Here is a 26,290-nt window from a genome sequence, read left to right on the forward strand (position 1 = left end):
CCTGAAATTCCAAAATCTCCCAACATCTTCGACGTTTCATTCAGACACGCAACTTGTCAACCCCCGCGCGCGGTCCAACCGCCCCAAGCTGCATATCTGAAGGGTTTTTCCAAAGTTTCCCCCCATTAACTGGCTTGAAGGCGTGAAAAGTCGCCCCACAGGCGTAACCAACGACGGGTATTATTCTTTTGAATGTCGCGAACCGTGCCTCTAGTCTTCGTTCAGTCTTGGTACATCTCTGTAACCGCACGGCAATAAAGGAATTTGTTCCGACACAGGAAAAAGGACCCCGGATGAAACGCCCCTCGCCCAGCCCTTTGCTTATCATCGCCCTTGTCATCAGCGCAGCGATTGCGGCCTGGGGTATCGCCGATCCGCAAGGATTAGGGCGTCTTGCTTCAGACGCGGTGGCAACACAGTTCAACAGCCGCGGCTGGTTCATCATGCTCGAGGTCAGCGGCCTGCTTTTTGTGGCGCTGTATCTGGCCCTGTCGCGGTTAGGCGACATTCGCCTTGGTCCGGACGGTGCCGAGCCCGAATTCTCGACCCCGGCCTGGATCGCCATGCTGTTCGCGGCCGGAATGGGTGTCGGGCTGCTGTTCTATGGCGCGGCGGAACCACTGACCCATTTCGAAGTTCTGCGTCAGTACAACCCCGACCCGGAGGCCGCCAGTTATGCCCTGTTCGTGACCTATCTGAACTGGGGCTTCCACGCCTGGGCGATCTACGCGATTGTCGGGCTGGTCATCGCCTATTTCGCCTATCGTCGACACCGCACGCTACTGCTGAGCGCCCCGCTGACCGAAGCGTTGGGCGAGGCGCGCTGGATCAAGGCGATGGGGTGGATGTTCGATCTGCTGTCGATTGTTGCGATTGCCGTGGGTCTGGCCGGCTCGATGGCGATGGGCGTATTTCAGATACAGACCGGATTGGCGGGTCTGATCGGCATCGAAACACCCGGAATGCTGACACTCCCTGTTTTTGCCGCGCTCTGTGTCGCGTTCATCATCCCCTTGCGGCGGGACCTTGGTGAGGGGATGTCCCTGCTTTCCAATGCCGCCATGCTGATTGCCGTAGGGATGATGGTTTACCTGCTGGTCCTCGGTCCGACTTCATTTCTGATGAACGATATCGTTGCCGGGTTCGGGCGCTACGTGTTCAAAGTCCTGCCTGCGGGGTTCTCGACAGCAGAGTTCTTTGACGACACCATCGTCGACTGGTTTCACGGCTGGACCCTGAACTACATGATCTGGTGGCTGGCATGGTCCCCATTTGTGGGCATCTTCATCGCACGCATATCCCGCGGGCGCACCATCCGAGAGTTCCTGATCGGCGTCATCGTCGCCCCGACCCTGTTCTCGATTCTGTGGTTCGGCATCTTTGGTGGTCTCGGGTTTTACGATGCACTGCGTCAGGACGGTGCCCTGTCCGCCGTCAATGCCGAGAATCTGGACGCGACAACATTCGCCCTGCTCGCCAAATTCCCTCTCGGCGGCCTGACGCAGACTGCAACAATCCTGGCTGCGTTTCTGTTCGTCGTGACCAGCGTCGTCAGCGCCGGGTTCACTCTGGCAATGATCGGAACGGGCGGAGACGACAATCCGTCCCCCGGCGTCCGGACGGTCTGGGGGTTGATTCTGGGGGCGTTGGGGCTGGCGATGATACTGGTGGGGGATATTTCTCTGGTCCGGTCAATCATCGCACTGTCGGCCATGGCCTTTGTGTTTATCGTGCCGGTCCTCGTGGTCTGCCTGTTCAAAAGCCTGGCGCGAGAGGAACGGACATGAGCAGCGCCTTGATCGACACCCTGCTGAACCTCAGCGTTTTTGCCTATATCGGGTTTCTGATCTGGCTGAGCCTGCGGCGCGATCGGTAAACATATCGCGTCTAGATGTCTTTTACGGAGGTGGTGCCCAAGGAGAGACTCGAACTCTCACGATGTTACCATCGGGGGATTTTGAATCCCCTGCGTCTACCATTCCGCCACTTGGGCCACGAACACTGGATTAGCGCCCAAGTCCGGGAAGGTCCAGAGGCAAAAACCAACCCAAATCCACTTTGTTTTCACCACAGTGGTTGACGCCTCACCGGGCGCGTGGTTTGGCTTGCGCATCGTAAGCACAGGATTTTAGCACCATATGTTGCGCTCGCTTTATGACTGGACCATTCGTCTGGCCGAACATCCGCACGCCCTGTGGGCGCTGGCCGTTGTCGCCTTTGTCGAAAGCTCGTTCTTTCCGATCCCGCCCGATGTGCTGATGATTCCGATGATCCTGGCCCGCCCCTCGCGCGCATGGCTGATTGCAACGGTCGCTCTGGTTGCCTCGGTCCTGGGGGGCTTGTTGGGCTATGCCATCGGGGCGTTCTTCTACGAAAGCATCGGCCAGCCGATTCTGGAATCCATGGGCAAGGCGCACGCCATGGAAGAGTTCAACACCCGCTTCAACGATTTCGGCTTCTGGGCCGTTCTGGGCGCCGGTGTCACGCCCTTCCCCTACAAGGTCATCACTATCATGTCGGGCTGGACCGGGATGCCGCTGGGCACCTTCATCGCCACCTCGATTCTTGCCCGCGCGCTGCGCTTTTTCGTAGTCGCCGGGCTGCTCTGGGGCTTCGGAGAACCGATCCGGGCCTTCATTGAGAAGCGCCTAGGTCTTATGTTCACCTTGTTCGTCGTGCTTCTGTTCGGCGGGTTCCTTGTGGTGAGATACCTATGACACGCAAAAACCTTCTGGTCCTGATCGCGAGCTGCGGTTCGTTGGCGCTGCTGCTTGGGGCGTGGGGCTTTCAGCATCTCGGTGGGCTCGCGCCCTGCAAGATGTGCATCTGGCAGCGGTATCCGCACGGCACGGCCATTCTGATCGGTGCCGTCGCGCTGGCCCTGCCGCGTGTAAACCTGCTGCCCCTGCTGGGCGCGCTTGCCGCACTGACGACCGCCGCCATCGGCGTATTTCACGCCGGGGTCGAGCAAAAATGGTGGGAAGGCCCAACAAGCTGTACCTCCGGCGATATCGGTGGCTTGTCGACGCAAGAGTTGATGGATCAGATCATGTCCGCCCCGCTGGTGCGCTGCGATGACATCCCTTGGCAGATGATGGGCATTTCGATGGCTGGGTGGAACGCTATCCTGTCGGGCGTCCTGGTACTGGTCTGGATCGCCGCGTGGCGGGCAGGCCGTTAGAACTCGTCCAGTTCCGCATCCCAATAGAGAAAGTCGATCCAGCTGTCATGCAGGTGGTTCGGCGGGAATTTGCGCCCGATATTCCTCAGAGCCTCGGCATCCGGCTGACGCGGCGGTTTTCGCAAGGTCATCCCCGCCTGCCTCAGCGATTTCGACCCCTTTCTCAGGTTGCAGGGGCTACACGCCGCGACCACGTTCTGCCAGCTGGTCACACCCCCAGCGGCCCGCGGTACCACGTGGTCAAAGGTCAGATCTCCCTTGCTGCCGCAGTACTGACAGCGGAATTCGTCCCTCAAGAATAAATTAAAGCGCGTGAAGGCCACGCGCTTTCTGGGTTTTACATAATCTTTAAGGACAACGACCGACGGTATTCGTATCTCGGTACTCGGGCTTCGGACGACCTCGTCGTACTCGGCCACAATGTCCACCCTGTCCAGCCAGGCTGCCTTTATCGCTTCTTGCCACGGCCACAGGGAAAGCGGGTAATAGGACAAGGGGCGATAATCGGCGTTCAAAACCAATGCCGGATGATGCTTGAGCGCACCGGGTTCCCTGACAAATTCGGTTCTGAAGTCTCCATCCATATCAGAATCGCTCCTCGCTCTGCTCTGCCCGTTTTGACATCAGAGCGGGGAACACCCGCCCCGGCCTTAACTTAACTATATATCGTGTTAAAACTCTGACAAGCCCTGAGTTTCCACAATATCTCGGGTATTGGGTAAGGCGAATCCGTAACATTTGCGTGACAGTTATCCACAGGTTGCACCAATGTGGCCTGCGGGCTATGGCGGAGGACATGAGCTGGTTCATTCGATTCAACAAACCATTCGACGTGCTGCCGCAGTTTACCGACCGCGCCAATGCGGAGTCACCGCGCAGCACTTTGTCGGACTACATCGACCTGCCCGGCGTCTATCCGGCCGGTCGGCTGGACCGCGACAGCGAGGGGCTGATGCTGCTGACCGACAACGGGCGTCTGCAGGCACAGATTTCTGATCCCAAGCATAAAATGCCCAAAACCTATTGGGTACAGGTTGAAGGCCTGCCGGATGCAGCCGCGCTGAAAACCCTGCGAGACGGGGTTGAGTTGAAAGACGGCAAGACGCGCCCGGCCAAGGCGCGATTGATGGATGAACCTGAGGGGTTGTGGCCACGCACACCTCCGATCCGGGAGCGCCAGACAGTGCCCGATTGCTGGATCGAACTGACACTGCGCGAAGGTCGCAACCGTCAGGTGCGGCGGATGACGGCAGCTGTGGGCCACCCGACACTGCGCCTGATCCGTGCCCGGATCGGCGACTGGTCGCTTGAGGGGCTGGAGCCCGGCCAATGGGACAGCCTGCCCGCACCGGCGCTGAACTCCGCCCCACAGCGAAAACGGGATCGCCGCCCACGCCGGTGACAAAAACCGCGTGTTGTGATACACTTACGGAATGAAAGTCACACCGGACATACCCGCGCCCGCCGGAGTTCTCGAGGCCGCGCTCTACGTCGATGACCTGGACGCGGCAGAGCGGTTCTATGGCGAAATCCTGGCGTTGAAGAAAATTCAACGCGTGGCGGACCGGCACGTGTTCTTCCGTGTCGGCAGCTCGGTCTTGTTGCTGTTCAACGCGGATGAAACCGAGAGACCGCCCGGAAACCCTGACCTTCCGGTCCCACCCCATGGCGCGCGCGGCCCCGGCCATGTCTGCCTGATCCTGACGCGCGACGAGATCGATGTGATGCGCAAGCATCTGCTGGACTGGAACGTTCCGGTGGATGCCGAGTTCGACTGGCCCGGTGGTGCACGCTCACTTTATGTGCGCGACCCGTCCGGCAATTCCGTCGAGTTTGCCGAGGGTCATCTGTGGGATTGACGCGTCACCGCAGAGGTTGCTTTTCCCCACCAACAACGCGGTAGATATCGCTTGAGACGACGCCGACCTCGGCCAAAACAGCCTGAAACGCCGCCATGTGCGGCGCCGAAAAATGAGCCTCTAACGAGGCCTGGTCCTGCCATTCCTCATAGACGCGAAACCGTGTGGGCTGCCCCAGAATCCGGCTGAACTCGTAAACCAGACAGCCGGGTTCCTTCACCGTTTCCGCCACCATTGCCTGCGCCGCTTTGGCTGCTTTTTCAACGCCTTCGGGCGAAACTTCAACTGTTCCCGTCACGATCAGCATAGGGCGTCCTTTCTCAGGTCTAACCGTTTGGTGATTCTGTCGACCGGTCGCCCATCCCGCAGCGGAACGCCATAGGCGACCGAGTAGTCGCGGAACCCCATCTTGTCGTAATAGCTCAGCCCCATTCCGTTATCGGCGCGAATGGTAGCGCTGATTGCGTTCAGCCCGACCCCGGCGGCGTATTTGGCGGTCTCCGCGAACAGCGCTCGCCCGGCCCCTTTCAGAACCGGAGCGCGACGGGTGAAGGTTGCGATGTCGGCGCAATCTTCGGGCAGCGCGTCATGCGCCCCCAGCCATTGGAACCCCGCCACGTCGCCCTGTTCGTCCAGGGCGACGTGGCAGCAAATTCTGTCCGCCCCGCCCAGATAACTTTGCGCAAACAGGGCCTCGGAAAACGGGATTTCAAACGCGGTCGAGCCTCCGATCTCGATGATATCATTGAGGAGGCGGCAGGCCGCGCTGACATCCTCGGGCATCATGGGGCGGACCGCAATCATGGCTACAGGCTCAGCTTGTCGCGCATGAAGGCCAGCGCGACGCTCAGGCCGTCAGGTGCAATACCGTGGCCGGTGCCCTTCATCACATGGGCGTAGATTTCTTTGAAATCCGCCGCTTGCAGGGCTTCGGCCGCCTCGGGCAGCGATTGCGGCGGCACAACATCGTCGGAATCCCCGTGCACCAGCAAGATCGGCATCCGGCTGACGGTTTCATCAGGCAGCAGATCGGGTTCCAGCAAGCGGCCCGAGAAGGCCACGATCCCGGCTACCGGATCCTCGCGCCGTGGGGCGACATGCAAGCTCATCATCGTGCCCTGCGAGAATCCGAACAGCACAACCTGCTCGGGCAGCACGTCTTCGTCCACCATCAGCGCGTCGAGGAATGCGTTGAAATCATCGGCGGCCATTTCCATGCCGCGCCGCGATTCCTCTTCGGACGAGCCGTCGATCCACGGGATCGGGAACCATTGATAGCCGTTTGGCATTCCGGGGATCTGCTCGGGCGCGTCGGGGGCCACGAACAGCGTATCCGGCAGGTGTTCACCCAGCGGATCAGCCAGACCCAGCAAATCGGCACCATTGGCCCCATAGCCGTGCACGAACACCACGACCGAGCGTGTGTCGCCCGAAACCGGCTCTTTTCGGAGCGCATTCAAAACCCGTGTCATCTGATCCCTTCTCGTTCTTTGGCCACCCGGTAATAGGCCCACAACACACGTGCCGCAACCGACCGCCAAGGTGACCAGGCCTCGGCCATCTGTCGCAGTTCCTTATCGGTGGGGCGCTTGGGCAAGTCATAGAGAATCCGAGCGGCCTCTTGCAGCGCCAGATCGCCCGGTGCGATCACGTCGGCGCGACCCAGTGAGAACATGGCGTAGATCTCAGCGGTCCAGACGCCGATACCCGGAACCTCGGTCAATGTCGCAACGACATCCGCGTTAGGAGCATCGCGCAATGCCCTGTAATCAATACGTGCTTCGGCCAGCGCGCGGGCGTATCGGATTTTCTGGCGGCTCAGCCCCACGGCGCGCAGATCGTCATCGGTAGCCCACATGATCTTGCGCGGTCCGGTAAGCTTGGCGTCCTGCAGCCGTTTCCAGATCGCATTGGCCGAGGCCACGCTGACTTGCTGGCTGACAATCGCACTTAGCAGCTGCGCAAATCCATCCGGACGGCGACGCAAGGGCAATGGCCCGGTTTGGTCCATCGCATAAGCCATGCGCGGACACGTTTCGGCCAGCCACGCGGCCCCTTCCGACACACATTTGTTGGTTTCGATGATACGTCCTACGGACATGCGCGCTCCGGGCTGATGATCACGTGCACGTTAGGCTGCTTTGCCGCATATGCAACCCGCTTGTGCGGCCGAGTTTTCGCGGATACCCATAGGCGCATGACACTGACCGCCACCACCCCGGACAACAGCCAGGCCAAACGCAACGTCGCCGTTTTGGTGGCAGCGCAGGCCATTCTGGGGTCGCAGATGCCGATGATCTTCATCGTTGGCGGGCTTGCAGGTCAGTCTCTGGCAACCAATCCCTGTCTGGCCACCCTGCCCATTTCTCTGATCGTTCTGGGCTCGATGTTAGCAGCCACGCCCGTTTCGGCGATCATGCAACGCTGCGGGCGGCGTGCCGGTTTTCTGGTTGGTGCCACCGCAGGTGCCTGCGGCGGTTTCGTAGGTGCATATGGGCTGTATCTTGGCTCGTTCCCGATCTTCCTGCTGGGCAGCCTTCTGACCGGCATTTACATGAGCGCTCACGGTTTCTATCGGTTCGCCGCCGCGGATACTGCATCGGATGCGTTCCGCCCGAAGGCGATCTCTTACGTTATGGCAGGCGGTCTGGCCGCGGCCATCATCGGGCCGCAGATCGTCAAGCTGACCTCGACCGCTTATGTAATCCCATTTCTTGGCACCTACATGGCGGTGATCGCGTTGAATGTTTTTGGTTCGGCGCTGTTCTTTTTCCTCGACATTCCCACGCCCGAGAAGCCTAAGGCTGACGCGCCTCAAGGGCGGTCCCGGCTAGAGATGCTGAAGACCCCGCGCATTGCCGTGGCCATCATCTGCGCAATGGTGTCCTACGCACTGATGAACCTTGTGATGACCTCGACCCCGCTAGCGGTTGTGGGCTGCGGGTTCAGCGCAAATGACGCGGCCGACGTGGTCACCAGCCACGTGCTGGCAATGTATGTACCCAGCTTTTTCACCGGCCAACTCATCGCGCGTTTTGGGGTCGAGAAAATCGTCGCCCTCGGCCTTGCCATTCTGGCTGGCGCGGGCGTGGTTGCCCTACAGGGCGTCGAGTTGGGCAATTTCTTCGTCGCCCTGATCCTGCTGGGGGTCGGCTGGAACTTTGGTTTCATCGGCGCGACCACAATGCTGGCCTCCTCACATGACGTAAGCGAACGCGGGCGGATGCAGGGCTTGAACGATCTGCTGGTGTTTGGTGGCGTGACGCTTGCGTCGCTGGCATCGGGCGGGCTGATGAACTGCTCGGGCGGCTCGGCGGTCGAGGGCTGGACGGCAGTGAACCTTGCCATGATCCCGCTGCTGACACTGGCGGGCGGCGCGCTGCTGTGGCTGGTGCTGAAACCGTCCGAGGCGGAAACGGTATAGGGCCTACCAGCGCCCGCTGGCCACGGTCCACATAAGCGACAGCCTGCGGCGAATTTCACCCTGTGCCAAATCCCCGGAGGCCACACGATCCGGGCGTGCCACGGCCTGCCGCAGAACCCATTCCGCCTGCCACCCGGCGTACAGCGCAGGTCGGGCTTCAGTCGAAACACCGGACGCTTTGGAACGCGCCTGCCGAAGCCGGTCCAGCGCCTTCTGCGCTAGGACCTGAACCCCATCGGGCGTGCCGTCCAGCAAAGGGATACGGCCCCGCGCTTCAAGATCGGGAATGGCCCGCAACCAGTTCGCCACGCCGACGCCATAGCCGAAGTCGCGCAGAGCGTCCTCATCCGCCGCACCTAATACCTGCGCCGACGCAACCATCAGAGAGCCAGCGGAGTGATTGATATAGGCGTCGAAATGCGCCTCATCCTCGAACGGATCTCGGTAGATATCCCAGCGCCTTATGGCCACATATTCATCCAACATGGCGGCCAGATGTGGCGACAGAACCTGCGCCAGAGGCGTCACAACCTCGTGCCTGCGCACGGGCTTACCCTCGGCAATCTCCTGCAACGCATCGCGCCACCATTGCAGCCGCATCTCGGCGATCATCGCTTCCTGAGTAACCCAAGGTGCGCGCGCGACCTCGACATTCAACGCATAAAGCGGAAACAACAGCGGCCGTGCGGCAACGGGCGCCGCCATCACCGCCATGAACCGGTCGGGATCGGCGCGATGCACCAGTTCCGCGCAGGCCTTAACGTTGTCGTCGAAGTCCACGGTCACTCGGCCACCGCCGTCTGCGACCCGCAATCGCGCACCAGTTTCCACTGGATCGCATCCAGCAGCGCCTCGAACGAGGCGTCGACTATGTTCGCACTGACGCCCACGGTAGACCACCGCCGCCCCTGCCCGTCTTCGCTGTCGATGATCACGCGGGTTACCGCCTCGGTCCCGCCCTGAGTGATACGCACCTTGAAGTCGACCAGCTTCATATCGGCCAAAATCTGTGAGTACTGCCCCAGATCCTTCGAAAGCGCCTTGGCCAGCGCGTTCACCGGCCCCCGGTCGCTGCCGTTTTCATCCATGGACTCACTGACCGAGAGCTTCTTTTCCCCGTCGACTTTCACGACAACCACGGCTTCGGACAGGCTGACCATCTTGTTGTACTTGTTCTTGCGTCGCTCAACGGTGACCTTGTAGCGCTTGACCTCGAAGAACTCGGGCAATTGCTCCAGTTCATCGCGCGCCAACAGTTCAAAGCTGGCCTGAGCGGTGTCATAGGAATACCCCTCGGCCTCACGCTGCTTGATCCGGTCCAGAATGCGCCCCAATGCCGGGTCGCCCTTTTCGACGACCAGACCAGCCTCGGTCAGGCGTTTGCGCAGGTTCGACTGCCCCGCCTGGTTCGACATCGGAATGATCCGCGCATTCCCGACCGCGCCCGGCTCGACATGTTCATACGTCGACGGGTCCTTAAGGATCGCGCTGGCGTGCAGCCCCGCCTTATGCGCAAAGGCCGAAGCACCAACATAAGCCGATTGCTTGCTGGGCACCCGGTTCAGGATATCGTCCAGCATCCGGCTGATGCGCGTCAGACCACCCAAGGCCTGCAAAGTGACACCTGTTTCAAAGCCCGACGCATAGGGTTCCTTCAACAGCAACGTCGGGATCAGCGCCGTCAGATTGGCATTGCCGCAACGCTCGCCCAACCCGTTCAACGTGCCCTGGATTTGCCGCGCCCCGGCGTCCACGGCTGCCAGAGAACAGGCCACCGCGTTCTCGGTATCGTTATGGGTGTGAATACCCAACCGATCCCCGGGCAGCCCCGCAGCAATCACCTCGGACACAATGCGCGAAACCTCAGCCGGCAGCGCGCCGCCATTGGTGTCACACAGCACAACCCAGCGTGCGCCAGCGTCCAGAGCGGCTCGACACACCTCAACCGAATAGCCCGGGTTGTCCTTGTAACCGTCAAAGAAATGCTCGGCATCAAACAACGCCTCACGCCCCTGCGCCACGATGTGCGCTACCGAGGCCCGGACATTCTCGACATTCTCTTCCAGCGTAATCCCCAGCGCATGGGTGACGTGGTAATCGTGCGATTTGCCGACCAGACACACCGCCTGCGTCCCCGCATTCATCACGGCGGCCAGAACATCGTCATTCTCGGCCGACCGACCCGACCGCTTGGTCATGCCAAACGCGGTCAGACGGGCGGACGTCTTGGGCGCAACGTCGAAAAACGCGCTGTCCGTCGGGTTCGCCCCGGGCCAGCCGCCTTCAATATAGTCCACGCCCAACTCGTCCAGAGCCTGCGCGATTTGAACTTTTTCGGCGGTCGAAAACTGGACGCCCTGCGTCTGCTGCCCGTCGCGCAGGGTCGTGTCGTAGAGGTAAAGGCGTTCCTTTGACATCACACTTCCTCCAGCTTGGCAGCATCAAACCCGGCACCGGGCACCAGTTCCACGCCGTCCTTGCTCATGCGAACCTCCAGACCGGCGGCCACATAAGCGGCTTTCAGGCGATCCACTTCCGAGAAGTCCTTGCTTTGCATCGCAACGGCCCGCGCGTCCGCCAGTCGGTCCGCATGCGCGGACAAGTCTACCGAATCCGTATCCGCCCACGCGCCCATTTCCGGTTCCAACAAACCCAGCAATTGTGCAGACGCCAAAAAGTTTGCCAGCAATCCTTTGTGCAAATCGACCGGATCATTTGATGCGGATTCTTGACGGTTTATTTGCCTCTCCAAGCGGTGCAGTTCCGCCAAAGCGCCCGCCGTGTTCAGGTCGTCACTCAGCGCAGCGGTAACTGCGGGCGCCGCGCTGGCGGCGGGCTCGATGCCCGCAGTCAGCGCCCGCCACTTGCGCAAGGTCGCCTCGGCCTCACGCGCCTTCTTCTCGGTCCAGTCCATCGGCTTGCGATAATGGGTCTGCAAAAAGACAAAGCGGATCACCTCGCCCGGAACACCCTGTTCCAGCAGGTCATGGACGGTGAAGAAATTGCCCAGAGATTTGGACATCTTCTTACCTTCAACCTGCAACATCTCATTGTGCAGCCAGACCTTTGCAAACTCGCCATGCGGATGGGCGCACTTGCTTTGCGCGATCTCATTCTCATGGTGTGGGAACATCAGGTCATTTCCCCCGCCATGGATGTCAAAGCTTTCGCCCAACAGTTCGTAACTCATGGCCGAGCATTCGATGTGCCAGCCCGGACGCCCTCGGCCCCAAGGGGAGTCCCACCCCGGCAACTCATCGGTCGACGGTTTCCACAGCACAAAATCCATCGGATTTTTCTTGTAGGGCGCGACCTCAACCCGTGCCCCTGCAATCATGTCATCGATGGACCGACCTGACAAAGCACCGTATTGCTCTTTCCAGCTGTCCACGGCGAACAGAACATGTCCTTCGGCCGCGTAAGCATGACCCTTAGCAATCAGGTCTTCGATCATCGCGATCATCTGGTCAATGTATTGCGTGGCACGCGGCATCTCGTTGGGTTCCAACGCCCCCAACGCCCCCATGTCATGCAGATACCAGCCGATGGTCTCGTCGGACCGCTCCTGCACCAACTGTTCCAACGTGCCCGCGGCACCGGCCTGCTGCCGCGCTAAGGCGGTTGCGTTGATCTTGTCATCGACGTCGGTGAAGTTTCGCACATAAGTCACGTGATCCGCGCCGTAGGTTTGCCGCAGCAAGCGATAAAGTACATCGAACACCACTACGGGCCGCGCATTGCCCAGATGGGCGCGATCATAGACGGTCGGTCCGCAGACATACATCCGCACATTGTCGGCGCTGATCGGAACGAAATCCTCTTTCGTCCGCGTCCGTGTGTTGTGCAGTTTGATCGTCGTCATCGGTCGGCTCCTAAAGACAGCGTGGCTTCTCGCGTTGGCGCGGGCTTAGCAACTTGTCTCAGGGATGAAAACGAAAGAAACCGGCCCGCTTGATAAATCAGCAGGTAATGCAGCAGATAATGATGCAGGTCATCCGGTTCATACTGTCCCAGTAGCACGCAGACCGCCATGCGCCAAGCCCCGAGTGCCACCCTGTGCGTCGCCGATTGACATTCCCGAACGCCTCTGGCCCTGTCAGCGCAAGACACCAGACGGAGGCGTGCCATGAAATTGTCGCAGCGTATCACTCATCTGACCGAAGGCGGCAGTGACGGCTGGGATGTGTTCTATCGGGCCCGCCGGATGATCAGCGACGGTTACGCGGTGACCGAACTGACGATCGGCGAACATGACATCCGCACCGATGCGTCGATTCTTGAGGCGATGGACCTGTCCGCCCGGCAAGGCCACACCGGCTATGCGATGGTCCCCGGTACCGATCTGCTGCGAGACACCGTGGCCGCCCGGTTGCAGGCACATACCGGAGTGCCCACCACGCGCAACAACGTATTGATTACGCCTGGCGGACAATCGGCCTTGTTTGCGGCCCATGTCGCGGTGTGTGATCCTGGTGATGTGGGACTGTATCTCGACCCGTATTACGCCACCTACCCCGGCACGATCCGCGGCGCCGGAGCCGTGGCGCGTTCGATCCAGACCACCGCCGAAGACGCGTTTCAGCCCCGCGCCGAGCAGATTGAGGCCGCCGCCGACGGCGCGGTATCCTTGCTGGTGAACACGCCGAACAACCCCACCGGTGTTGTGTATTCCCGCCAGACCCTCGAAGCGATCGCCGAGGTGTGCCGCAAGCGTGACCTTTGGCTGATTTCGGACGAGGTTTACGACACGCAGGTGTGGGAGGGAGAACATATCTCGCCGCGCACCCTGCCGGGCATGCCCGAGCGCACGCTTGTTGTCGGCTCGATGTCGAAATCCCACGCGATGACCGGATCGCGCTGCGGTTGGATCGTCGGCCCCGAAGCGGTGATCTCGCATCTGATCAACCTCGCCACACACACCACCTACGGCGTACCCGGATTTATTCAGGACGCCGCCAGTTTCGCTCTGAATGCTGGCAATGATTTGGAAGAGCAGATCGCCGAGCCCTTCCGTCGACGCCGCGCGCTGGCCGTTGGTATTCTCGAGGCGCAGAACACCGTCGGGCTGGTTCCGGCACAGGGGGCGATGTACCTGATGCTGGATATCCGCGCCACCGGCCTCACCGGTGACGGGTTCGCCAATGCACTTCTGGATAAGCACGCAATCGCGGTAATGCCGGGTGAGAGCTTCGGATCTGCAGCCGCAGGCCATATCCGCGTAGCGATGACAATTGACGACGAGAGATTCGCAAGCGCCCTGTCCACGATTTGTGCATTTGCATCTGAATTGGCGGAACGTCACGCCACCGTCGGCTGATAGGCGTCAGAATCGGAAAGACGTACGCAGGTTGAACACGTTCGAATCCAACCCGCCATCCGTTCGGGTGACGTCGTCAAAGTTCTGCCGCAACGCCTCGCCGCTGATCACAAGGCGGTCGTTGATCGGATAAGCCACACCAATTCCGTAAACGGCGGCCGTATCGTTATCGACCGAGGCATCCAACCGGGCCGCACCAACCACCACATAGCCGAGCGCACCGCCAAAATCATAGCCGCCACGCAGCTTCAGGCGGGTCATGCTGTCAAGGCTGCCTTCCCCATCGCTCAGATCCAGCGACAGGCGATTGTATTCCAATTCTCCACCCAGAACGAAATTTCCGAAATCCCGATCATAGCCAATATGAGGGCCAAAGACCGTATCATCGCCGCTCGACCCGTTCGGACCGTCGGCGTCGGCATATCCAAAGCTGAATCCGGCATAAGCCCCGGTCCAATCCTCAGCCATTGCAGGGGCTGCGATGCTCGCCACCATTAGCAGACTGAGGGCCTTAAGGGCTTTCATAAAACTCTCCTAAAGAACCTTTCGCCAGAACTTTGGTCTTTCAGGTCAACGTCACTCAGAAACTTGGCCCGTGATCGTTAATATTCAATTGAGTTCACGAACCACTCTTAAATAAGTGAAGGAACTATAACAGATTTCTGCCATAGCGGAAAAAATTCTTCCGGAACTGAATAATTGCCGTGACACATGTATCACAGCTTCGCTTTTGAACTCTCAGGTCGCAAACAGGACAGAAAGCAGCTGTGCACATCGGAATACTGATCTTCGAAACGCGAGGACAGATGCAAAACGACGTTTGGAAAATTCGGCTGATCAGCCGCACCATCGGTGCGGATCGTGGTCGCGCGGCGCGGGGGCGGCCAACAAACGCGTGAAAACACCCCACTCCTGACGCCTTTTCTATTGGATTCTGACCCATGAACGATCAAACCCGCACCTCTTCCCGCAGCGGCGGTCGCGCCGCGCGTCGCGCTGCCCGTGCCACTGCACTACCCGAACACCTCCGCCCCATCCGCCCCGGTATGGAGGGTGGCGTTCTCAATGTTCTGACCCAGGCTCAGATCGAACGCATTCACGAGGCCGCGCTGACCGCGTTGGAGACCATCGGTCTGGCCGACGCGCCGCAAAGCGGTATCGATTACCTGGTCGGTGCGGGTTGTACCCTGGGCGACGATGGCCGAATCCGCTTCCCCCGTGCCCTGGTTGAAGACACGCTTGCCAAGGCAAACCGCTCGGTCACGTTGTACAGCCGGAATGGCAAAACCGATCTGGACCTGTCCGGCGCCAAGGTTCACTACGGCACCGCAGGCGCGGCCGTCAGCGTGGTTGACGTTCACGGGAATGAATACCGGGATTCAACGGTTCAAGACCTGCATGACGCATCCCGCATCTGCGAACAGCTTGAAAATATTCACTTTGTTCAGCGTCCAATGGTCTGCCGCGACATTCCCGACAACTTGGAGATGGATCTGAACACGATCTACGCCGCGTGTTCGGGCACGTTCAAACATATCGGTACATCCTTCACCGAACCGCATCACGTCGCCCCGGCGATGGAGATGATCTACACGATCGCCGGCGGTGAAGATAAATTCCGTGAGCGTCCGTTCATCTCGAACTCGAACTGTTTTGTCGTGCCGCCGATGAAATTCGCGACCGAAAGCTGCGAAGTTATGGAACTGTGCATCAAGGCCGGGATGCCGGTTCTGTTGCTGTCGGCCGGGATGGCGGGCGCGACCGCGCCTTCGACAATCGCCGGTGCGATCACTCAGGCCACGGCGGAATGTCTGGCCGGATTGGTTTATGTAAATGCCGTAAGTCCCGGTGCTCCGGCGATTTTTGGCACTTGGCCCTTTGGTCTGGACCTACGCACAGGCGCCATGTCGATCGGGTCCGGCGAACAGGCTCTGCTGACCGCAGGCTGCGCTCAGATGCACCGGTTCTACGACCTGCCAGGCGGGGCCGCCGCTGGCGCGTCCGACTCGAAAATGCCCGACATGCAGGCCGGGTGGGAGCAGATGTGCTCGAACGTCATGGCCGGGCTGTCGGGTGTGAACATGGTGTACGAAGCGGCAGGTATGCACGCCTCGTTGCTGGGCTTCTGTCTGGAAAGCCTCATCCTCAGCGACGACCTGATCGGTCAGGCGCAGCGCTGTGTGCGGGGAATCGAAGTGACCGATGAAACGCTGGCACTGGACCAGATCGCCGAGGTCTGCATGGGCGGACCGGGCCACTATCTGGGCACCGACGCAACGCTCAGCCGGATGCAGGCGGACTATGTTTACCCGACCTTCGGTGACCGGACCTCGCCCAAGGAATGGGCAGAACTTGGCAAACCCGATCTGATCGAGAAAGCGACAAAGCGGAAGGAAGAGATTCTGTCGTCCCCGTCACCGGCCCGGTTCGATCCACTGCTGGACGCCGAGATTCGCGGCAAGTTCAACATTCACCTTGCCTGAAACCATTCTGTAAAAGCGGCCAGATTTTATCTGGCCGCTTTCTTATTCGGGGTTAGCCGTCAGTCGCCGGTAGCAACCCGGCTTCCTGCGCCACCGCAATCTCGGCCTCATCCAGCGCGCCGTCACCGTTTGCATCCATTGCCGCGAAACCGTCTGCGTCAACATCGGGCAGAACGGCCTGCACTTCTTCGATCGTCAGCACACCATCGCCGTTGGCGTCAGCTGAAGCTTGTGCGACAGCCAGAGTCGGCAGTCCAAGGGCAAGGACAGAGATAGCGGTCAGAATTTGCGGTTTCATTGTGATGACTCCTGATTGAGTTTTTGTGTCTTTCGTCCGGACAACATCAGAAACACCGCAACGGGATACTGTGTCACCTCCATACAGAATTGTTTCCGATTTCGCGCCAATCTCCGCGTGTTTGGCAGAGTCGCGTCTGCGGTCAACCGCCGGAAAAAACTCAGAAACCTCGATTCGGCGGGTCTTGCCCGACGTGACATGCACAATCCGGCAAAGCTCTGCTCAAATTCCCGGTGAAGCCATTGAAAAAAGAAAGGGGGCCGAAGCCCCCTGTCAGTTTCGCCTTCCAGGCTCATTTCGTTGACCGCCCGGTGTTTTTTTGCCTGCGGCCTGGACTGCGCATGGGACGAGCGCACCCGCCCCGTGAAAGAGTGGGAAAGAGCATATATTCCGCCCCACCCTGTTCCCGGCCAACACGGGCATGTCGGCCGAGTGGAGAATGGTCGTCAGGTAAGTCTCAGACCCTTTCTCCGTATTCGTCGGGGCCGGTCACTGTGGCAGCATCCGACCCCTGCGCCCCGGGTTGCCGGGGCGGTTGTCTTAGCTACACCCGCTGGTTGCGCCGCAGGTGTTGCATTTCATGCAGGTGCCGTTGCGCACCAGCGTGTAGTTTCCGCATTCGCCACAAGGATCGCCCTCATAGCCCTGCATTTTGGCTTTGGTCCGTGCGTCCATGCCGGTCGCGACAGCGGTTTCAGCTGCAGGCGCTTCAAAGGTGGGCGCGGTTTCGGCCATGCCGTTCACCTCGGCCTGACCGCCATTGAAGACCACCAGATCTTGCGGCAGACGTTTACGGAGATACCCGGTCGAGCTGATTTGTTTCAGCACTTCCAAAGACTTGGAGGCCGCGCTGTCACTGATTTCCGAGACATTGGACAAACCGTCCTCTTCGCCACGACCCAGATCATCAAAGGTTGCACCTTCAGGCTTCACGTGGGCCAGATCGGTGCGGTCCAGATAGGACACGGCCAGTTCGCGGAAGATGTAATCCAGGATCGACGTCGCGTTCTTGATCGAGTCGTTGCCCTGCACCATCCCAGCCGGTTCGAACTTGGTGAAGGTGAAGGCATCCACGAACTCTTCCAGCGGCACCCCGTATTGCAGGCCGACCGACACTGCGATGGCAAAGTTGTTCATCATCGCCCGGAAGCCAGCGCCTTCCTTGTGCATGTCGATGAAAATCTCGCCCAACTTGCCGTCTTCGAACTCACCGGTGCGCAGATAGACCTTGTGGCCGCCTACGATCGCTTTCTGGGTGTACCCCTTGCGGCGATGGGGCAGTTTTTCGCGATGGCTGCGGATGATTTCCTTGACCACAACCTTCTCGATCACCTTCTCGGCCAGAACGACGGCTTTTTCCTGCGCCGAACCGCTTTCCAGCACTTCCGCCGCTTCGTCATCATCCTCGACCAGAGCTGCGGCCAGAGGCTGAGACAATTTCGAGCCGTCGCGGTACAGCGCGTTGGCTTTCACACCCAGCGACCAGCTGAGTTCGTAGGCCTTCTGACAGTCTTCGATCGTCGCGTCATTCGGCATGTTGATTGTCTTCGAGATCGCGCCCGAGATGAAGCTCTGCGCCGCCGCCATCATGGTAATATGGCTGTCAACGCCAAGGAAACGCTTGCCTTTCTTGCCGCACGGGTTGGCGCAGTCGAAGATCGAATAATGCTCTTCCTTCAGGTGCGGCGCACCTTCCAGCGTCATGGTTCCGCAGACATGGTCATTCGCTGCGTCGATATCCGCCTTGGTAAAGCCAAGATGGCGCAGCAGATCAAAGGTCGGGTCATTCAACTTGGTAGCCGGGATGCCCAGAACGCCGGTGCAGAAATCCTCACCCAAAGTCCACTGGTTGAAGACGAACCGGATGTCGAAGGCACTTTCCAGCGCGGCATCCACTTTTGCCAGCTCATTCGGGCCAAAGCCGTGACCGGTCAGCGACGTGTGGTTGATCCCCGGCGCGTTGCCGATGGTGCCGTGACCGACCGCGTAACCTACGATCTCTTCGATCTGAGACGAGGAATAACCCAGCTTTTCCAGTGCCGACGGCACTGAGCGGTTGATGATCTTGAAGTAACCGCCGCCGGCCAACTTCTTGAACTTCACCAGAGCAAAGTCCGGCTCGATTCCGGTCGTGTCGCAATCCATCACCAGACCGATGGTGCCGGTGGGCGCAATTACAGTCGCTTGCGCATTTCGGTAACCGTTCTTTTCGCCGAGGCTCAACGCCTCGTCCCAGGCTGACATGGCCAGATCGATCAGACGCTTGTCCGGGCAATTGTCGTGATCCAGAGGAACCGGCTTCACCGCCAGCTTCTCATAGCCCTCGGTCACACCCTGCGACGCACGGCGATGGTTACGGATGACACGCAGCATGTGGTCGGCGTTGCGTTCGTAGCCTTTGAAAGGGCCAAGCTCTCCGGCAATCTCGGCCGAAGTCGCATAGGCTACACCGGTCATGATCGCGGTCAGTGCACCACAGATCGCCCGGCCCTCATCCGAGTCATAGCTGTAGCCCATATTCATCAGCAGGCCGCCGATATTGGCATAACCCAGACCCAGCGTGCGGAAGTCATAAGACAGTTGCGCGATTTCCTTCGACGGGAACTGCGCCATCGTCACCGAGATTTCCAGCGTCAGGGTCCACAGACGCGAGGCGTGCATGTAGTCTGCCGCCTGGAACTCACCATCCTTCAGGAAGGTCAGCAGGTTCATCGACGCCAGGTTACAGGCCGTGTCGTCCAGGAACATGTATTCCGAGCACGGGTTCGAGCCGCGGATCTGACCGTCTTCGGGGCATGTGTGCCACTCGTTCACCGTGTCGTGGAACTGGATGCCCGGATCAGCGCAAGCCCATGCGGCGTGGCCGACCTTTTCCCAAAGATCACGTGCCTTGACGGTCTTGGCGACCTTGCCATCGGTGCGGTTGATCAGCTCCCAATCCGCGTCTTTCTCGACCGCAGTCAGGAACGCGTTGGTCACGCGGATCGAGTTGTTCGAGTTCTGACCCGATACCGAGCTATAGGCTTCCGAATCCCAGTCCGTGTCGTAGGTCGGGAATTCGATGCTGTCGTGGCCCTGCTTGGCGTAATCCAGCACGCGCTTGATGTAAGTCTCGGGGATCGCGACCTTTTTGGCTTCGCGAACCGCTTTCTTCAGGCTTTCATTCTTGTTGGGATCATACGCGTCATCATGCGCGCCGTCCCAGCTGCGGATGGCCTCGAAAATGCCGTTCAGCATCTTCTCGTGCATCTTCGATCCGGCAACGATCGAGGCCACCTTCTGCTCTTCGATCACCTTCCATTCGATGAATTTCTCGATGTCCGGGTGATCTGCATCGACGATCACCATCTTTGCTGCTCGACGGGTTGTCCCGCCTGATTTGATCGCGCCAGCGGCGCGGTCGCCGATCTTGAGAAAGCCCATGAGGCCCGAGGACTTGCCGCCACCCGACAGCGCTTCGCCTTCTGCACGCAGATGGCTGAAGTTGGTCCCGGTACCCGAGCCGTATTTGAACAGGCGCGCCTCGCGCACCCACAGATCCATGATGCCGCCTTCGTTCACCAGATCATCATCGACCGACTGGATGAAGCACGCGTGCGGCTGCGGATGTTCGTAAGCGGATTTCGATTTGGTCAGCTTGCCGGTTTTATAGTCGACATAGTGGTGCCCCTGCGCCGGGCCATCGATGCCGTACGCCCAATGCAGGCCTGTGTTGAACCACTGCGGCGAGTTCGGCGCGGCGCGCTGCGTCGCCAGCATATACCGCATCTCGTCGAAATAGGCGCGCGCGTCTTCCTCGGTCGAGAAATACCCGCCTTTCCAGCCCCAGTACGCCCATGCACCGGCCAGACGGTCGAACACCTGCTTGGAAGAGGTTTCACCACCGAATTCAGCACCTTCGGCAGGAACTGAGCGCCACAGGAATTCGGGAACGTCCTTTTCCTTGACCTTCTTCAGGGCCGAAGGAACACCAGCCTTGCGGAAGTATTTCTGCGCGATGACGTCGCTGGCTACCTGGCTCCACTTTGAAGGAACTTCGATATCGTCGAGGCGGAAAACGATGGTGCCGTCCGGGTTCCGGATTTCCGAAGTCGCAGACACAAAGTCCAGTTCTGCGTATGCGTCCTGCCCCGATTTGGTGAATTTCCTGTCAATCTTCATGTCCGCAGCCCTAGATTCAAACAATTTGTCCGTTGGCGTCAGGGGCGTTTTCAGCTTTCCGTCAGCCGTGCCAGAAATTTTGGACGCAAACGACCCGGCGCTGTTTTTGACAGCGCGAAACCGCTCGTACGGTTGCACGTTTAATAGAAGTGCTTTCCGACCCTCGCCCTATGCCCCGCTCCGGTTATTCTACCAGATTTAGTGGCATCCCTTTCGGCCCATACAACTTGGCGTATTCGGCCATAGATCGTCAATGTCATTTTTCAGTCATTTTTGAAATCTTTTATATTGACCCAAAGGTTTCGGAGGCCCCTCTGCCGCCGGTTTGCGATTCCTCCACAGGTTCATCCACCGGCCACGCCGCGCGGCTTGAAAATCGTCCAGCGGGATTAACTGTGTTTCTCGGCACAGTTACCGGCATTTGGTAATCCGGCGCTAAGGTGGGTAGGCTGAACGAGAATCAAAAAACCGCTCGCCGGTGTGTTGGACAAAATTCATTTCGTGAAAAACGAATTATCGAGGGTGCCAGATCCAATGTTGGTGTTTCGCTTACTTCCCGTAATGGCGTTGATCGTGGCCTGCACACCACAAGATGTGCCCCCGCCAACGCGCAGCGCGCAGTTCGACACATACCCTGAACGGCTTTTTGATACGTTCGAAACCCAATGCGCCGGGCCAGGTGAGCAATTCCAGAAAATCGGGAATCGGATCTATGAATGCACCGAGTTGCTGCCACCGGACACAACCGCTTTTCTGATTCTCAATTACGATGGATACCCCCAAGACCTGCCCAAGAGTGTCATGCGGATGACATCGACCAAAAACACCTTGGGTTACCGCGTGGATGCTGAGCTGTTCTTTAGCGTGCCCCGGAAACAGGGCCCTGCAGTCAACGTCCCAGTAGAAAGCAAGAATCTGGATCAGGCGCTTGGCGCGCTGTTCCAGACGATGGGTGGTTCACCGATATGAAGGAAAGAAGTGGTCGGGGCGGCAGGATTCGAACCTACGACCCCCTGTACCCAAAACAGGTGCGCTACCAGACTGCGCCACGCCCCGGACCGTGCGCCTTCCTAACGATGCCCATCTGATTTGAAAAGCCCTAACAGGGCCAAATTGCAGGGCCTTGCGAAAAAATTTCGTGCTGCATCTGGGTTCCCGGAGTGATCAGGTAGCGGGACGCCAGCCCGGCATTGATTTCCAGAACCGCAAATACCGAATCTCCGCCGTCAATCTGGGTTTCATCGCCGGGGATCGCGTTTTCATGCACACGCGTCACGGTGCCCGTGCGATCCAGAAAAATGATGTCCAGGGGAATCAGTGTGTTCTTCATCCAGAAGGCCACACGTTGCGGCGGATCGAAGACGAACAGCATCCCCGAGCGCTGCGGCAACGATTCGCGGAACATCAGACCGCGCGCCCTGTCCTGCGGGCTTATCGCCAGTTCGATATTGAAGTTAATCTGGGTCTTATCGTTGCGCAGTCCGACACGATCGTCACGACACGCGGCCAGAACCTCTCCGGTCCACAGCATTGATACACTTGCAAGAACCGCGAAAAGTCTGGTCATCAACAATCAGTCGTCCAATGCGGCTTCCCAGGCCAGGACCTGAGCCGCCATCCGCCCACGTTTGCCGTCAATCACGCGCATCGCCAGCGCCTCGCCCGGCTGCAGGTCGGCAAGACCGGACCGGCGCAGAACTTCGATATGCAGGAAGACATCCTCGCCTCGGCCAAAGACATTGGCAAAACCAAAACCCTTGCCTTTATCGAACCATTTCACCCGCGCGGCCTCAAGCGGCGCCTCGGCGATCACCACGGGATCAAGCTCGGCAAAATCCGCCAGCATCATCGAGTCGGTCCGCGCGGGCGGATCGACGCTAACAACCTCGACCGCCTGAACACCGCGGTCGGTGCGGTGCGTCATGATCTCGATCCCGGCACCATCGGCGACAGAACTTTGTCCGAAATTGCGCAACACGTTCACGTGCAACAGGATATCCGGACCGCCTTCGTCAGACACAACAAACCCGTACCCTTTGGCAGGGTCGAACCATTTCACGTGTCCACGGACGCGGTACATGTTGTTCAGATCTTCTGGCACGGTTTTCCCATCGCGAGTTTCAACAGTTCGTTAAGGGTCCGATGTGTATGGGAATGGCGCGCAAATTCAAGCTGAAAAAACCCTTTGTTTCCTGCGCGTTGCATTTCACGATACGCGAACGTCATGGATTCAACCTCTGCACTTCCCATGCCGAGCCCACCTGATCCCGGCGCCACTGGAACCTATCGTGCAAACGGAATGCACCATCGGCCCAAAACTCGATCTCGGTCGGCACCAGCCTGTATCCGCCCCAAAACGGCGGCCGCGGAGGGTTCGGCCCCAGTTTCGCGGTCACCTTTGCAACCTCTGCCATAAGGGCAGACCGGCTGCTGAGGGGCTGAGACTGCTTCGAGGCCCAGGCCCCAAGACGACTCTTCAAAGAGCGGGACGCATAATATTCATCGGCTTGCGGCCCATTTTCCCGGGTGATTGTACCACGAACCCGGATTTGCCGCCGCAAAGATTTCCAGTGCATGACAAATGCCGCCTTGCCCGCCGATTCAAGCTCGGCCGCCTTGGTGCTTTCGTAATTGGTGTAAAACACGAAGGCATCGGATTCGATCTCTTTCAACAGCACCATGCGCACATTGGGCATCCCGTCCGGGTCCACGGTCGCCAACGCTATGGCGTTGGGATCATTCAATTCGCTGTCTTTGGCCTCCCCCAGCCACCGCTCCGAAATTTCAAACGGATCGGTGCCGGCGAAAATGCCACCATGCTCGTTCATTTCCATCCCCCGGAAACTTTTATTAACTACCCTAGGGCGAGAACCCGCTGTGAGCAAGAGCGCGCGGCCTTGAAGCAGCGCATCCAATGGCATAAACCAACTCAACATGACGCGAAGACAGGCGGAGAACCGAACATGTCAAATCAGTTGATGGCCGGAAAACGCGGCCTCATCATGGGACTGGCCAATGATAAATCGATTGCATGGGGAATTGCCCGCGCTTTATCCGAAGCCGGAGCCGAACTTGCCTTTTCCTATCAGGGCGATGCGCTGAAGAAACGGGTAGACCCGCTGGCGGCGCAACTGGGCAGCGAAATTGTCCTGCCCTGCGACGTAAGCGATGAGGCATCAATTGATGCGCTGTTCTCTTCGCTGGAAGAGAAGTGGGGCAAGCTGGACTTTATCGTTCATGCGATCGGCTTCTCGGACAAGAACGAACTGCGCGGTCGTTATGTCGACACCAGCCGTGCGAATTTCAAGCTGACCATGGATGTGTCGGTCTATTCCTTCACCGCCGTGATGCAGCGCGCGGAAAAGATGATGTCCGAAGGCAGCAGCGCCGTTACCCTGACCTATTACGGCGCCGAACAGGTGATGCCGCACTACAACGTGATGGGCGTCGCCAAAGCCGCGCTGGAAGCATCGGTCAAGTATCTGGCCGAGGATCTGGGCAAGGACGGCATCCGCGTCAATTCGATCTCGGCCGGTCCGATCAAAACCCTGGCTGCCAGCGGCATTGGCGACTTCCGCTATATCATGAAGTGGAACGAGTATAACTCGCCCCTGCGCCGCAACGTGACAATCGACGACGTGGGCAAGTCGGCACTGTATCTGTTGTCCGATCTCAGCAGCGGCGTCACCGGTGAGAATCTGCACGTGGATTCGGGTTATCACATCGTCGGCATGAAGGCCGTCGACGCCCCGGACGTTGAAAAAGGTTAAGAACAATGAGCGCCAAAGACCGCCTGCCCCACGAAAAAGGCTTTCACATCAGCTGGGATCAGATTCACCGCGACTCGCGCGCTTTGGCGTGGCGGTTGGACGGTCAGGGCCCCGATGACGGCGCATGGCGCGCCGTTGTCGCCATCACTCGCGGCGGCATGGCCCCCGCGATGATCGTCAGCCGCGAGCTGGACATCCGCACGGTCGACACGATCAGCGTGCGGTCCTACCACCATCAGGCGCAGGGCGAGGCCGAGGTATTGAAAGCCCCCGACGCCGATCTGATGGGCGATGGCGAGGGCGTTCTGATCATCGACGATCTGGTCGACAGCGGCAAAACGCTGGAACTGGTGCGCGCGATGTACCCCAAGGCGCATTTCGCCACCGTTTACGCCAAGCCCAAAGGCCGCCCGATGGTGGACACGTTCATCACCGAGGTCAGCCAGGACACGTGGATCTTTTTCCCGTGGGATATGGCCCTGCAATATGTTGAGCCCTATCGCGGCACCGACTGATCCTCTGCCGAACATTCAGGACCACGCATGACCCGGACACGCACCACCGCCACATATGCCCCTCCGGTGATGGAGGCGCGGCGTTGGCTGGAAGGCGTGGTCTTTCCCGAAGACCGTCCTTTGATCAATGTCAGCCAGGCCGCGCCGGTTGATCCGCCACCCTTGGCGCTGCGTCAGGCCATGGCCGAGTTCGCCGTGACCGAAGACAGCGCGCATCTATACGGCCCGGTTCTGGGCAATCCCGATTTACGCGCGGAATTGGCAACGCAGATCGGCCGGCATTACGCCGCTGAACTCGCGGCGGATCAGGTTGCCATCACTTCAGGTTGCAATCAGGCGTTTGCCGCCGCGATCTCGGCCATCACCGATGAAGGGGACGAGGTTATCCTGCCAACCCCTTGGTATTTCAACCATAAAATGTGGCTGGATATGACGGGCGTTCGCGCCATCGACCTGAAAACCGATGATGAGCTGCTGCCCGATCCCGATGCGGTCCGCGCCTTGATCACGGACAAAACCCGCGCAATCGCTCTGGTCACCCCGAACAATCCGGGCGGCGTGGAATACCCCTCGGAACTGGTGCACGCTTTCTATGATCTGGCGCGCGAGGCGGGCATTCGGCTGCTGGTCGACGAGACCTACCGCGACTTCGACAGCCGCAGCGGTCCGCCACATGATCTGTTCAGCCAACCAGACTGGCAGGATACGCTAGTCCACCTCTATTCCTTTTCCAAAGCCTATCGCCTGACAGGTCACCGCGTCGGTGCGATCGCAACCAGTGCGAACCTGCTGGCCGAGATCGAGAAGTTCCTGGACACGGTGGCAATTTGCCCCGGCCAGATCGGCCAGTTTGCGGCACTGTGGGGGATGCAGAACCTGTCGCAATGGGTAGCCGGAGAGCGCGCTGAAATCCTCGACCGCCGCGCCGCGATTCAGGAAGAACTGCCCCGCTTGGCCGACAAGGGCTGGCGCCTGTTGGGACTGGGGGCGTATTTCGCGTATTTCGAGCATCCGTTCGACATCCCTTCGGATGAACTGGCGCGTCGTCTGGTGCCCGAGGCAGGTATCCTGCTGCTGCCCGGCACGATGTTCATGCCCGAAGACGACCCGGCAGGAAGACGTCAGGTTCGCATCGCGTTTGCCAATCTCGACCGCGCCGGGATCGCGCAATTGTTCGACCGCCTGCAGGCCCTGTCCTTCTGAGCTTGCCCCCCGGCGGCGTGCATCGTATTCAGGGCCGCAACCGACAGGGCAGTAACTTGCCGCATTAATAAGAGGGCAC

26 protein-coding genes and 2 tRNA genes are annotated in these 26,290 nt (G+C 59.5%); 12 read left to right on the forward strand and 16 right to left on the reverse strand.

Features of this window, described 5'->3' with window-relative positions; all coding sequences use genetic code 11:
• Positions 1 to 293: 293 nt before the first annotated feature.
• Entirely contained in the window at positions 294 to 1,787 is a 1,494-nt protein-coding gene (locus tag GOX63_RS03000; RefSeq protein ID WP_170544734.1) for a BCCT family transporter, read from the forward strand.
• A 120-nt stretch (positions 1,788 to 1,907) separates the two neighbouring features.
• Here GOX63_RS03000 and GOX63_RS03005 read toward each other — a convergent pair.
• Positions 1,908 to 1,993 (reverse strand) — tRNA-Leu (locus GOX63_RS03005).
• Between the two features lie 145 nt (positions 1,994 to 2,138).
• Between GOX63_RS03005 and GOX63_RS03010 the strand changes: the two genes are divergently transcribed.
• A complete protein-coding gene (locus tag GOX63_RS03010) occupies positions 2,139 to 2,717 on the forward strand; it encodes a YqaA family protein (RefSeq protein ID WP_170325020.1) in 579 nt (192 codons plus the stop codon).
• Positions 2,714 to 3,181, forward strand: a complete 468-nt coding sequence (locus tag GOX63_RS03015; protein WP_170325021.1) for a disulfide bond formation protein B — start codon at positions 2,714 to 2,716, stop codon at positions 3,179 to 3,181. The genes GOX63_RS03010 and GOX63_RS03015 overlap by 4 nt, the downstream gene beginning before the upstream one ends.
• Here GOX63_RS03015 and GOX63_RS03020 read toward each other — a convergent pair.
• On the reverse strand, positions 3,178 to 3,765 hold the full coding sequence (locus GOX63_RS03020; protein WP_170325022.1) for an HNH endonuclease: 588 nt from the start codon (positions 3,763 to 3,765) through the stop codon (positions 3,178 to 3,180). The two genes, GOX63_RS03015 and GOX63_RS03020, sit on opposite strands and share 4 nt — an antisense overlap.
• A gap of 212 nt (positions 3,766 to 3,977) precedes the next feature.
• Between GOX63_RS03020 and GOX63_RS03025 the strand changes: the two genes are divergently transcribed.
• Together GOX63_RS03025 and GOX63_RS03030 are read left to right on the forward strand one after the other, a co-directional pair.
• Positions 3,978 to 4,583: a pseudouridine synthase gene (locus tag GOX63_RS03025; RefSeq protein WP_170325023.1), complete on the forward strand. Its 606-nt coding sequence runs from the start codon at positions 3,978 to 3,980 to the stop codon at positions 4,581 to 4,583.
• 31 nt (positions 4,584 to 4,614) lie between these two features.
• The gene (locus GOX63_RS03030; protein ID WP_170325024.1) at positions 4,615 to 5,040 is read left to right on the forward strand and encodes a VOC family protein; all 426 of its coding nucleotides are present in this window, start codon (positions 4,615 to 4,617) and stop codon (positions 5,038 to 5,040) included.
• A 4-nt stretch (positions 5,041 to 5,044) separates the two neighbouring features.
• Here the strand turns inward: GOX63_RS03030 and GOX63_RS03035 are convergent, their stop codons facing one another.
• The 4 genes from GOX63_RS03035 to GOX63_RS03050 are packed head-to-tail and all read right to left on the reverse strand — an operon-like array spanning position 5,045 to position 7,141.
• Positions 5,045 to 5,347 (reverse strand): putative quinol monooxygenase, encoded by a 303-nt coding sequence (locus GOX63_RS03035; RefSeq protein WP_170325025.1) that lies wholly within the window; start codon positions 5,345 to 5,347, stop codon positions 5,045 to 5,047.
• Positions 5,341 to 5,844, reverse strand: coding sequence for a GNAT family N-acetyltransferase (locus GOX63_RS03040; protein WP_170325026.1), 504 nt, complete (start codon positions 5,842 to 5,844; stop codon positions 5,341 to 5,343). The genes GOX63_RS03035 and GOX63_RS03040 overlap by 7 nt, the downstream gene beginning before the upstream one ends.
• A 2-nt stretch (positions 5,845 to 5,846) precedes the next feature.
• A complete protein-coding gene (locus tag GOX63_RS03045) occupies positions 5,847 to 6,512 on the reverse strand; it encodes an alpha/beta hydrolase (RefSeq protein WP_170325027.1) in 666 nt (221 codons plus the stop codon).
• Complete coding sequence (locus tag GOX63_RS03050) at positions 6,509 to 7,141, reverse strand: DNA-3-methyladenine glycosylase family protein (protein ID WP_170325028.1); 633 nt, start codon at positions 7,139 to 7,141, stop codon at positions 6,509 to 6,511. The genes GOX63_RS03045 and GOX63_RS03050 overlap by 4 nt, the downstream gene beginning before the upstream one ends.
• Positions 7,142 to 7,237: 96 nt before the next feature.
• Here GOX63_RS03050 and GOX63_RS03055 point away from each other — a divergent pair, with 96 nt between their 5' ends.
• Complete coding sequence (locus tag GOX63_RS03055) at positions 7,238 to 8,464, forward strand: MFS transporter (RefSeq protein ID WP_170325029.1); 1,227 nt, start codon at positions 7,238 to 7,240, stop codon at positions 8,462 to 8,464.
• 3 nt (positions 8,465 to 8,467) lie between these two features.
• Here GOX63_RS03055 and GOX63_RS03060 read toward each other — a convergent pair whose 3' ends face one another.
• Genes GOX63_RS03060 through cysS form a run of 3 tightly spaced genes read right to left on the reverse strand, consistent with a single transcriptional unit; the run spans position 8,468 to position 12,326 of the window.
• Entirely contained in the window at positions 8,468 to 9,244 is a 777-nt protein-coding gene (locus GOX63_RS03060; protein WP_170325527.1) for a squalene/phytoene synthase family protein, read from the reverse strand.
• Between the two features lie 2 nt (positions 9,245 to 9,246).
• Positions 9,247 to 10,881 (reverse strand): citramalate synthase, encoded by a 1,635-nt coding sequence (gene cimA / locus GOX63_RS03065; RefSeq protein ID WP_170325030.1) that lies wholly within the window; start codon positions 10,879 to 10,881, stop codon positions 9,247 to 9,249.
• The gene (gene cysS / locus GOX63_RS03070; RefSeq protein ID WP_170325031.1) at positions 10,881 to 12,326 is read right to left on the reverse strand and encodes a cysteine--tRNA ligase; all 1,446 of its coding nucleotides are present in this window, start codon (positions 12,324 to 12,326) and stop codon (positions 10,881 to 10,883) included. The genes cimA and cysS overlap by 1 nt, the downstream gene beginning before the upstream one ends.
• 264 nt (positions 12,327 to 12,590) lie before the next feature.
• On the opposite strand from cysS, the gene GOX63_RS03075 reads away from it, so the two are divergent.
• The gene (locus tag GOX63_RS03075; RefSeq protein ID WP_170325032.1) at positions 12,591 to 13,781 is read left to right on the forward strand and encodes a pyridoxal phosphate-dependent aminotransferase; all 1,191 of its coding nucleotides are present in this window, start codon (positions 12,591 to 12,593) and stop codon (positions 13,779 to 13,781) included.
• A gap of 6 nt (positions 13,782 to 13,787) precedes the next feature.
• Here the strand turns inward: GOX63_RS03075 and GOX63_RS03080 are convergent, their stop codons facing one another.
• A complete protein-coding gene (locus GOX63_RS03080) occupies positions 13,788 to 14,306 on the reverse strand; it encodes an outer membrane protein (RefSeq protein WP_170325033.1) in 519 nt (172 codons plus the stop codon).
• Between the two features lie 416 nt (positions 14,307 to 14,722).
• Between GOX63_RS03080 and GOX63_RS03085 the strand changes: the two genes are divergently transcribed.
• Positions 14,723 to 16,264, forward strand: a complete 1,542-nt coding sequence (locus GOX63_RS03085; protein ID WP_170325034.1) for a trimethylamine methyltransferase family protein — start codon at positions 14,723 to 14,725, stop codon at positions 16,262 to 16,264.
• Positions 16,265 to 16,316: 52 nt separating this feature from the next.
• On the opposite strand, the gene GOX63_RS03090 is transcribed toward GOX63_RS03085, so the two are convergent.
• Together GOX63_RS03090 and GOX63_RS03095 are read right to left on the reverse strand one after the other, a co-directional pair.
• Positions 16,317 to 16,562 carry a hypothetical protein gene (locus tag GOX63_RS03090; protein ID WP_170325035.1) on the reverse strand — a complete coding sequence of 82 codons (246 nt, stop codon included), beginning with the start codon at positions 16,560 to 16,562 and terminating at the stop codon, positions 16,317 to 16,319.
• Positions 16,563 to 17,102: 540 nt separating this feature from the next.
• Positions 17,103 to 20,723 (reverse strand): vitamin B12-dependent ribonucleotide reductase, encoded by a 3,621-nt coding sequence (locus tag GOX63_RS03095; protein WP_170325036.1) that lies wholly within the window; start codon positions 20,721 to 20,723, stop codon positions 17,103 to 17,105.
• A gap of 534 nt (positions 20,724 to 21,257) precedes the next feature.
• Here GOX63_RS03095 and GOX63_RS03100 point away from each other — a divergent pair.
• Positions 21,258 to 21,692 (forward strand): hypothetical protein, encoded by a 435-nt coding sequence (locus tag GOX63_RS03100; RefSeq protein ID WP_170325528.1) that lies wholly within the window; start codon positions 21,258 to 21,260, stop codon positions 21,690 to 21,692.
• 10 nt (positions 21,693 to 21,702) lie between these two features.
• Here the strand turns inward: GOX63_RS03100 and GOX63_RS03105 are convergent.
• The 4 genes from GOX63_RS03105 to pdxH all read right to left on the reverse strand — a co-directional run bounded on the left by GOX63_RS03105 (position 21,703) and on the right by pdxH (position 23,551).
• Positions 21,703 to 21,779 (reverse strand) — tRNA-Pro (locus GOX63_RS03105).
• 43 nt (positions 21,780 to 21,822) lie between these two features.
• Complete coding sequence (locus GOX63_RS03110) at positions 21,823 to 22,290, reverse strand: DUF192 domain-containing protein (RefSeq protein ID WP_170325037.1); 468 nt, start codon at positions 22,288 to 22,290, stop codon at positions 21,823 to 21,825.
• 6 nt (positions 22,291 to 22,296) lie between these two features.
• Positions 22,297 to 22,803 carry a cold-shock protein gene (locus GOX63_RS03115; RefSeq protein WP_174826701.1) on the reverse strand — a complete coding sequence of 169 codons (507 nt, stop codon included), beginning with the start codon at positions 22,801 to 22,803 and terminating at the stop codon, positions 22,297 to 22,299.
• Positions 22,804 to 22,945: 142 nt separating this feature from the next.
• Positions 22,946 to 23,551, reverse strand: coding sequence for a pyridoxamine 5'-phosphate oxidase (gene pdxH, locus GOX63_RS03120; protein WP_170325039.1), 606 nt, complete (start codon positions 23,549 to 23,551; stop codon positions 22,946 to 22,948).
• A 135-nt stretch (positions 23,552 to 23,686) separates the two neighbouring features.
• Here pdxH and fabI point away from each other — a divergent pair, with 135 nt between their 5' ends.
• The 3 genes from fabI to GOX63_RS03135 are packed head-to-tail and all read left to right on the forward strand — an operon-like array spanning position 23,687 to position 26,211.
• Complete coding sequence (gene fabI / locus GOX63_RS03125) at positions 23,687 to 24,493, forward strand: enoyl-ACP reductase FabI (protein WP_170325040.1); 807 nt, start codon at positions 23,687 to 23,689, stop codon at positions 24,491 to 24,493.
• Positions 24,494 to 24,498: 5 nt separating this feature from the next.
• Positions 24,499 to 25,008, forward strand: coding sequence for a xanthine phosphoribosyltransferase (gene gpt / locus GOX63_RS03130; protein ID WP_170325041.1), 510 nt, complete (start codon positions 24,499 to 24,501; stop codon positions 25,006 to 25,008).
• Between the two features lie 27 nt (positions 25,009 to 25,035).
• A complete protein-coding gene (locus tag GOX63_RS03135) occupies positions 25,036 to 26,211 on the forward strand; it encodes an aminotransferase (RefSeq protein ID WP_170325042.1) in 1,176 nt (391 codons plus the stop codon).
• Positions 26,212 to 26,290: the final 79 nt, after the last annotated feature.

Origin of the sequence: Ruegeria arenilitoris (assembly GCF_013031355.1) — a bacterium.
Classification (GTDB): domain Bacteria; phylum Pseudomonadota; class Alphaproteobacteria; order Rhodobacterales; family Rhodobacteraceae; genus Ruegeria; species Ruegeria arenilitoris_C.

Bases quoted from the DNA above. Each gene is read 5' to 3' on its own strand.
- GOX63_RS03000 (WP_170544734.1), top strand. From the start codon at position 294: ATGAAACGCCCCTCGCCCAGCCCTTTGCTTATCATCGCCCTTGTCATC.
- GOX63_RS03010 (WP_170325020.1), top strand. From the start codon at position 2,139: ATGTTGCGCTCGCTTTATGACTGGACCATTCGTCTGGCCGAACATCCG.
- GOX63_RS03015 (WP_170325021.1), top strand. From the start codon at position 2,714: ATGACACGCAAAAACCTTCTGGTCCTGATCGCGAGCTGCGGTTCGTTG.
- GOX63_RS03020 (WP_170325022.1), bottom strand. From the start codon at position 3,765: ATGGATGGAGACTTCAGAACCGAATTTGTCAGGGAACCCGGTGCGCTC.
- GOX63_RS03025 (WP_170325023.1), top strand. From the start codon at position 3,978: ATGAGCTGGTTCATTCGATTCAACAAACCATTCGACGTGCTGCCGCAG.
- GOX63_RS03030 (WP_170325024.1), top strand. From the start codon at position 4,615: ATGAAAGTCACACCGGACATACCCGCGCCCGCCGGAGTTCTCGAGGCC.
- GOX63_RS03035 (WP_170325025.1), bottom strand. From the start codon at position 5,347: ATGCTGATCGTGACGGGAACAGTTGAAGTTTCGCCCGAAGGCGTTGAA.
- GOX63_RS03040 (WP_170325026.1), bottom strand. From the start codon at position 5,844: ATGATTGCGGTCCGCCCCATGATGCCCGAGGATGTCAGCGCGGCCTGC.
- GOX63_RS03045 (WP_170325027.1), bottom strand. From the start codon at position 6,512: ATGACACGGGTTTTGAATGCGCTCCGAAAAGAGCCGGTTTCGGGCGAC.
- GOX63_RS03050 (WP_170325028.1), bottom strand. From the start codon at position 7,141: ATGTCCGTAGGACGTATCATCGAAACCAACAAATGTGTGTCGGAAGGG.
- GOX63_RS03055 (WP_170325029.1), top strand. From the start codon at position 7,238: ATGACACTGACCGCCACCACCCCGGACAACAGCCAGGCCAAACGCAAC.
- cimA (WP_170325030.1), bottom strand. From the start codon at position 10,881: ATGTCAAAGGAACGCCTTTACCTCTACGACACGACCCTGCGCGACGGG.
- cysS (WP_170325031.1), bottom strand. From the start codon at position 12,326: ATGACGACGATCAAACTGCACAACACACGGACGCGGACGAAAGAGGAT.
- GOX63_RS03075 (WP_170325032.1), top strand. From the start codon at position 12,591: ATGAAATTGTCGCAGCGTATCACTCATCTGACCGAAGGCGGCAGTGAC.
- GOX63_RS03080 (WP_170325033.1), bottom strand. From the start codon at position 14,306: ATGAAAGCCCTTAAGGCCCTCAGTCTGCTAATGGTGGCGAGCATCGCA.
- GOX63_RS03085 (WP_170325034.1), top strand. From the start codon at position 14,723: ATGAACGATCAAACCCGCACCTCTTCCCGCAGCGGCGGTCGCGCCGCG.
- GOX63_RS03090 (WP_170325035.1), bottom strand. From the start codon at position 16,562: ATGAAACCGCAAATTCTGACCGCTATCTCTGTCCTTGCCCTTGGACTG.
- GOX63_RS03095 (WP_170325036.1), bottom strand. From the start codon at position 20,723: ATGAAGATTGACAGGAAATTCACCAAATCGGGGCAGGACGCATACGCA.
- GOX63_RS03100 (WP_170325528.1), top strand. From the start codon at position 21,258: ATGTTGGTGTTTCGCTTACTTCCCGTAATGGCGTTGATCGTGGCCTGC.
- GOX63_RS03110 (WP_170325037.1), bottom strand. From the start codon at position 22,290: ATGACCAGACTTTTCGCGGTTCTTGCAAGTGTATCAATGCTGTGGACC.
- GOX63_RS03115 (WP_174826701.1), bottom strand. From the start codon at position 22,803: ATGTACCGCGTCCGTGGACACGTGAAATGGTTCGACCCTGCCAAAGGG.
- pdxH (WP_170325039.1), bottom strand. From the start codon at position 23,551: ATGAACGAGCATGGTGGCATTTTCGCCGGCACCGATCCGTTTGAAATT.
- fabI (WP_170325040.1), top strand. From the start codon at position 23,687: ATGTCAAATCAGTTGATGGCCGGAAAACGCGGCCTCATCATGGGACTG.
- gpt (WP_170325041.1), top strand. From the start codon at position 24,499: ATGAGCGCCAAAGACCGCCTGCCCCACGAAAAAGGCTTTCACATCAGC.
- GOX63_RS03135 (WP_170325042.1), top strand. From the start codon at position 25,036: ATGACCCGGACACGCACCACCGCCACATATGCCCCTCCGGTGATGGAG.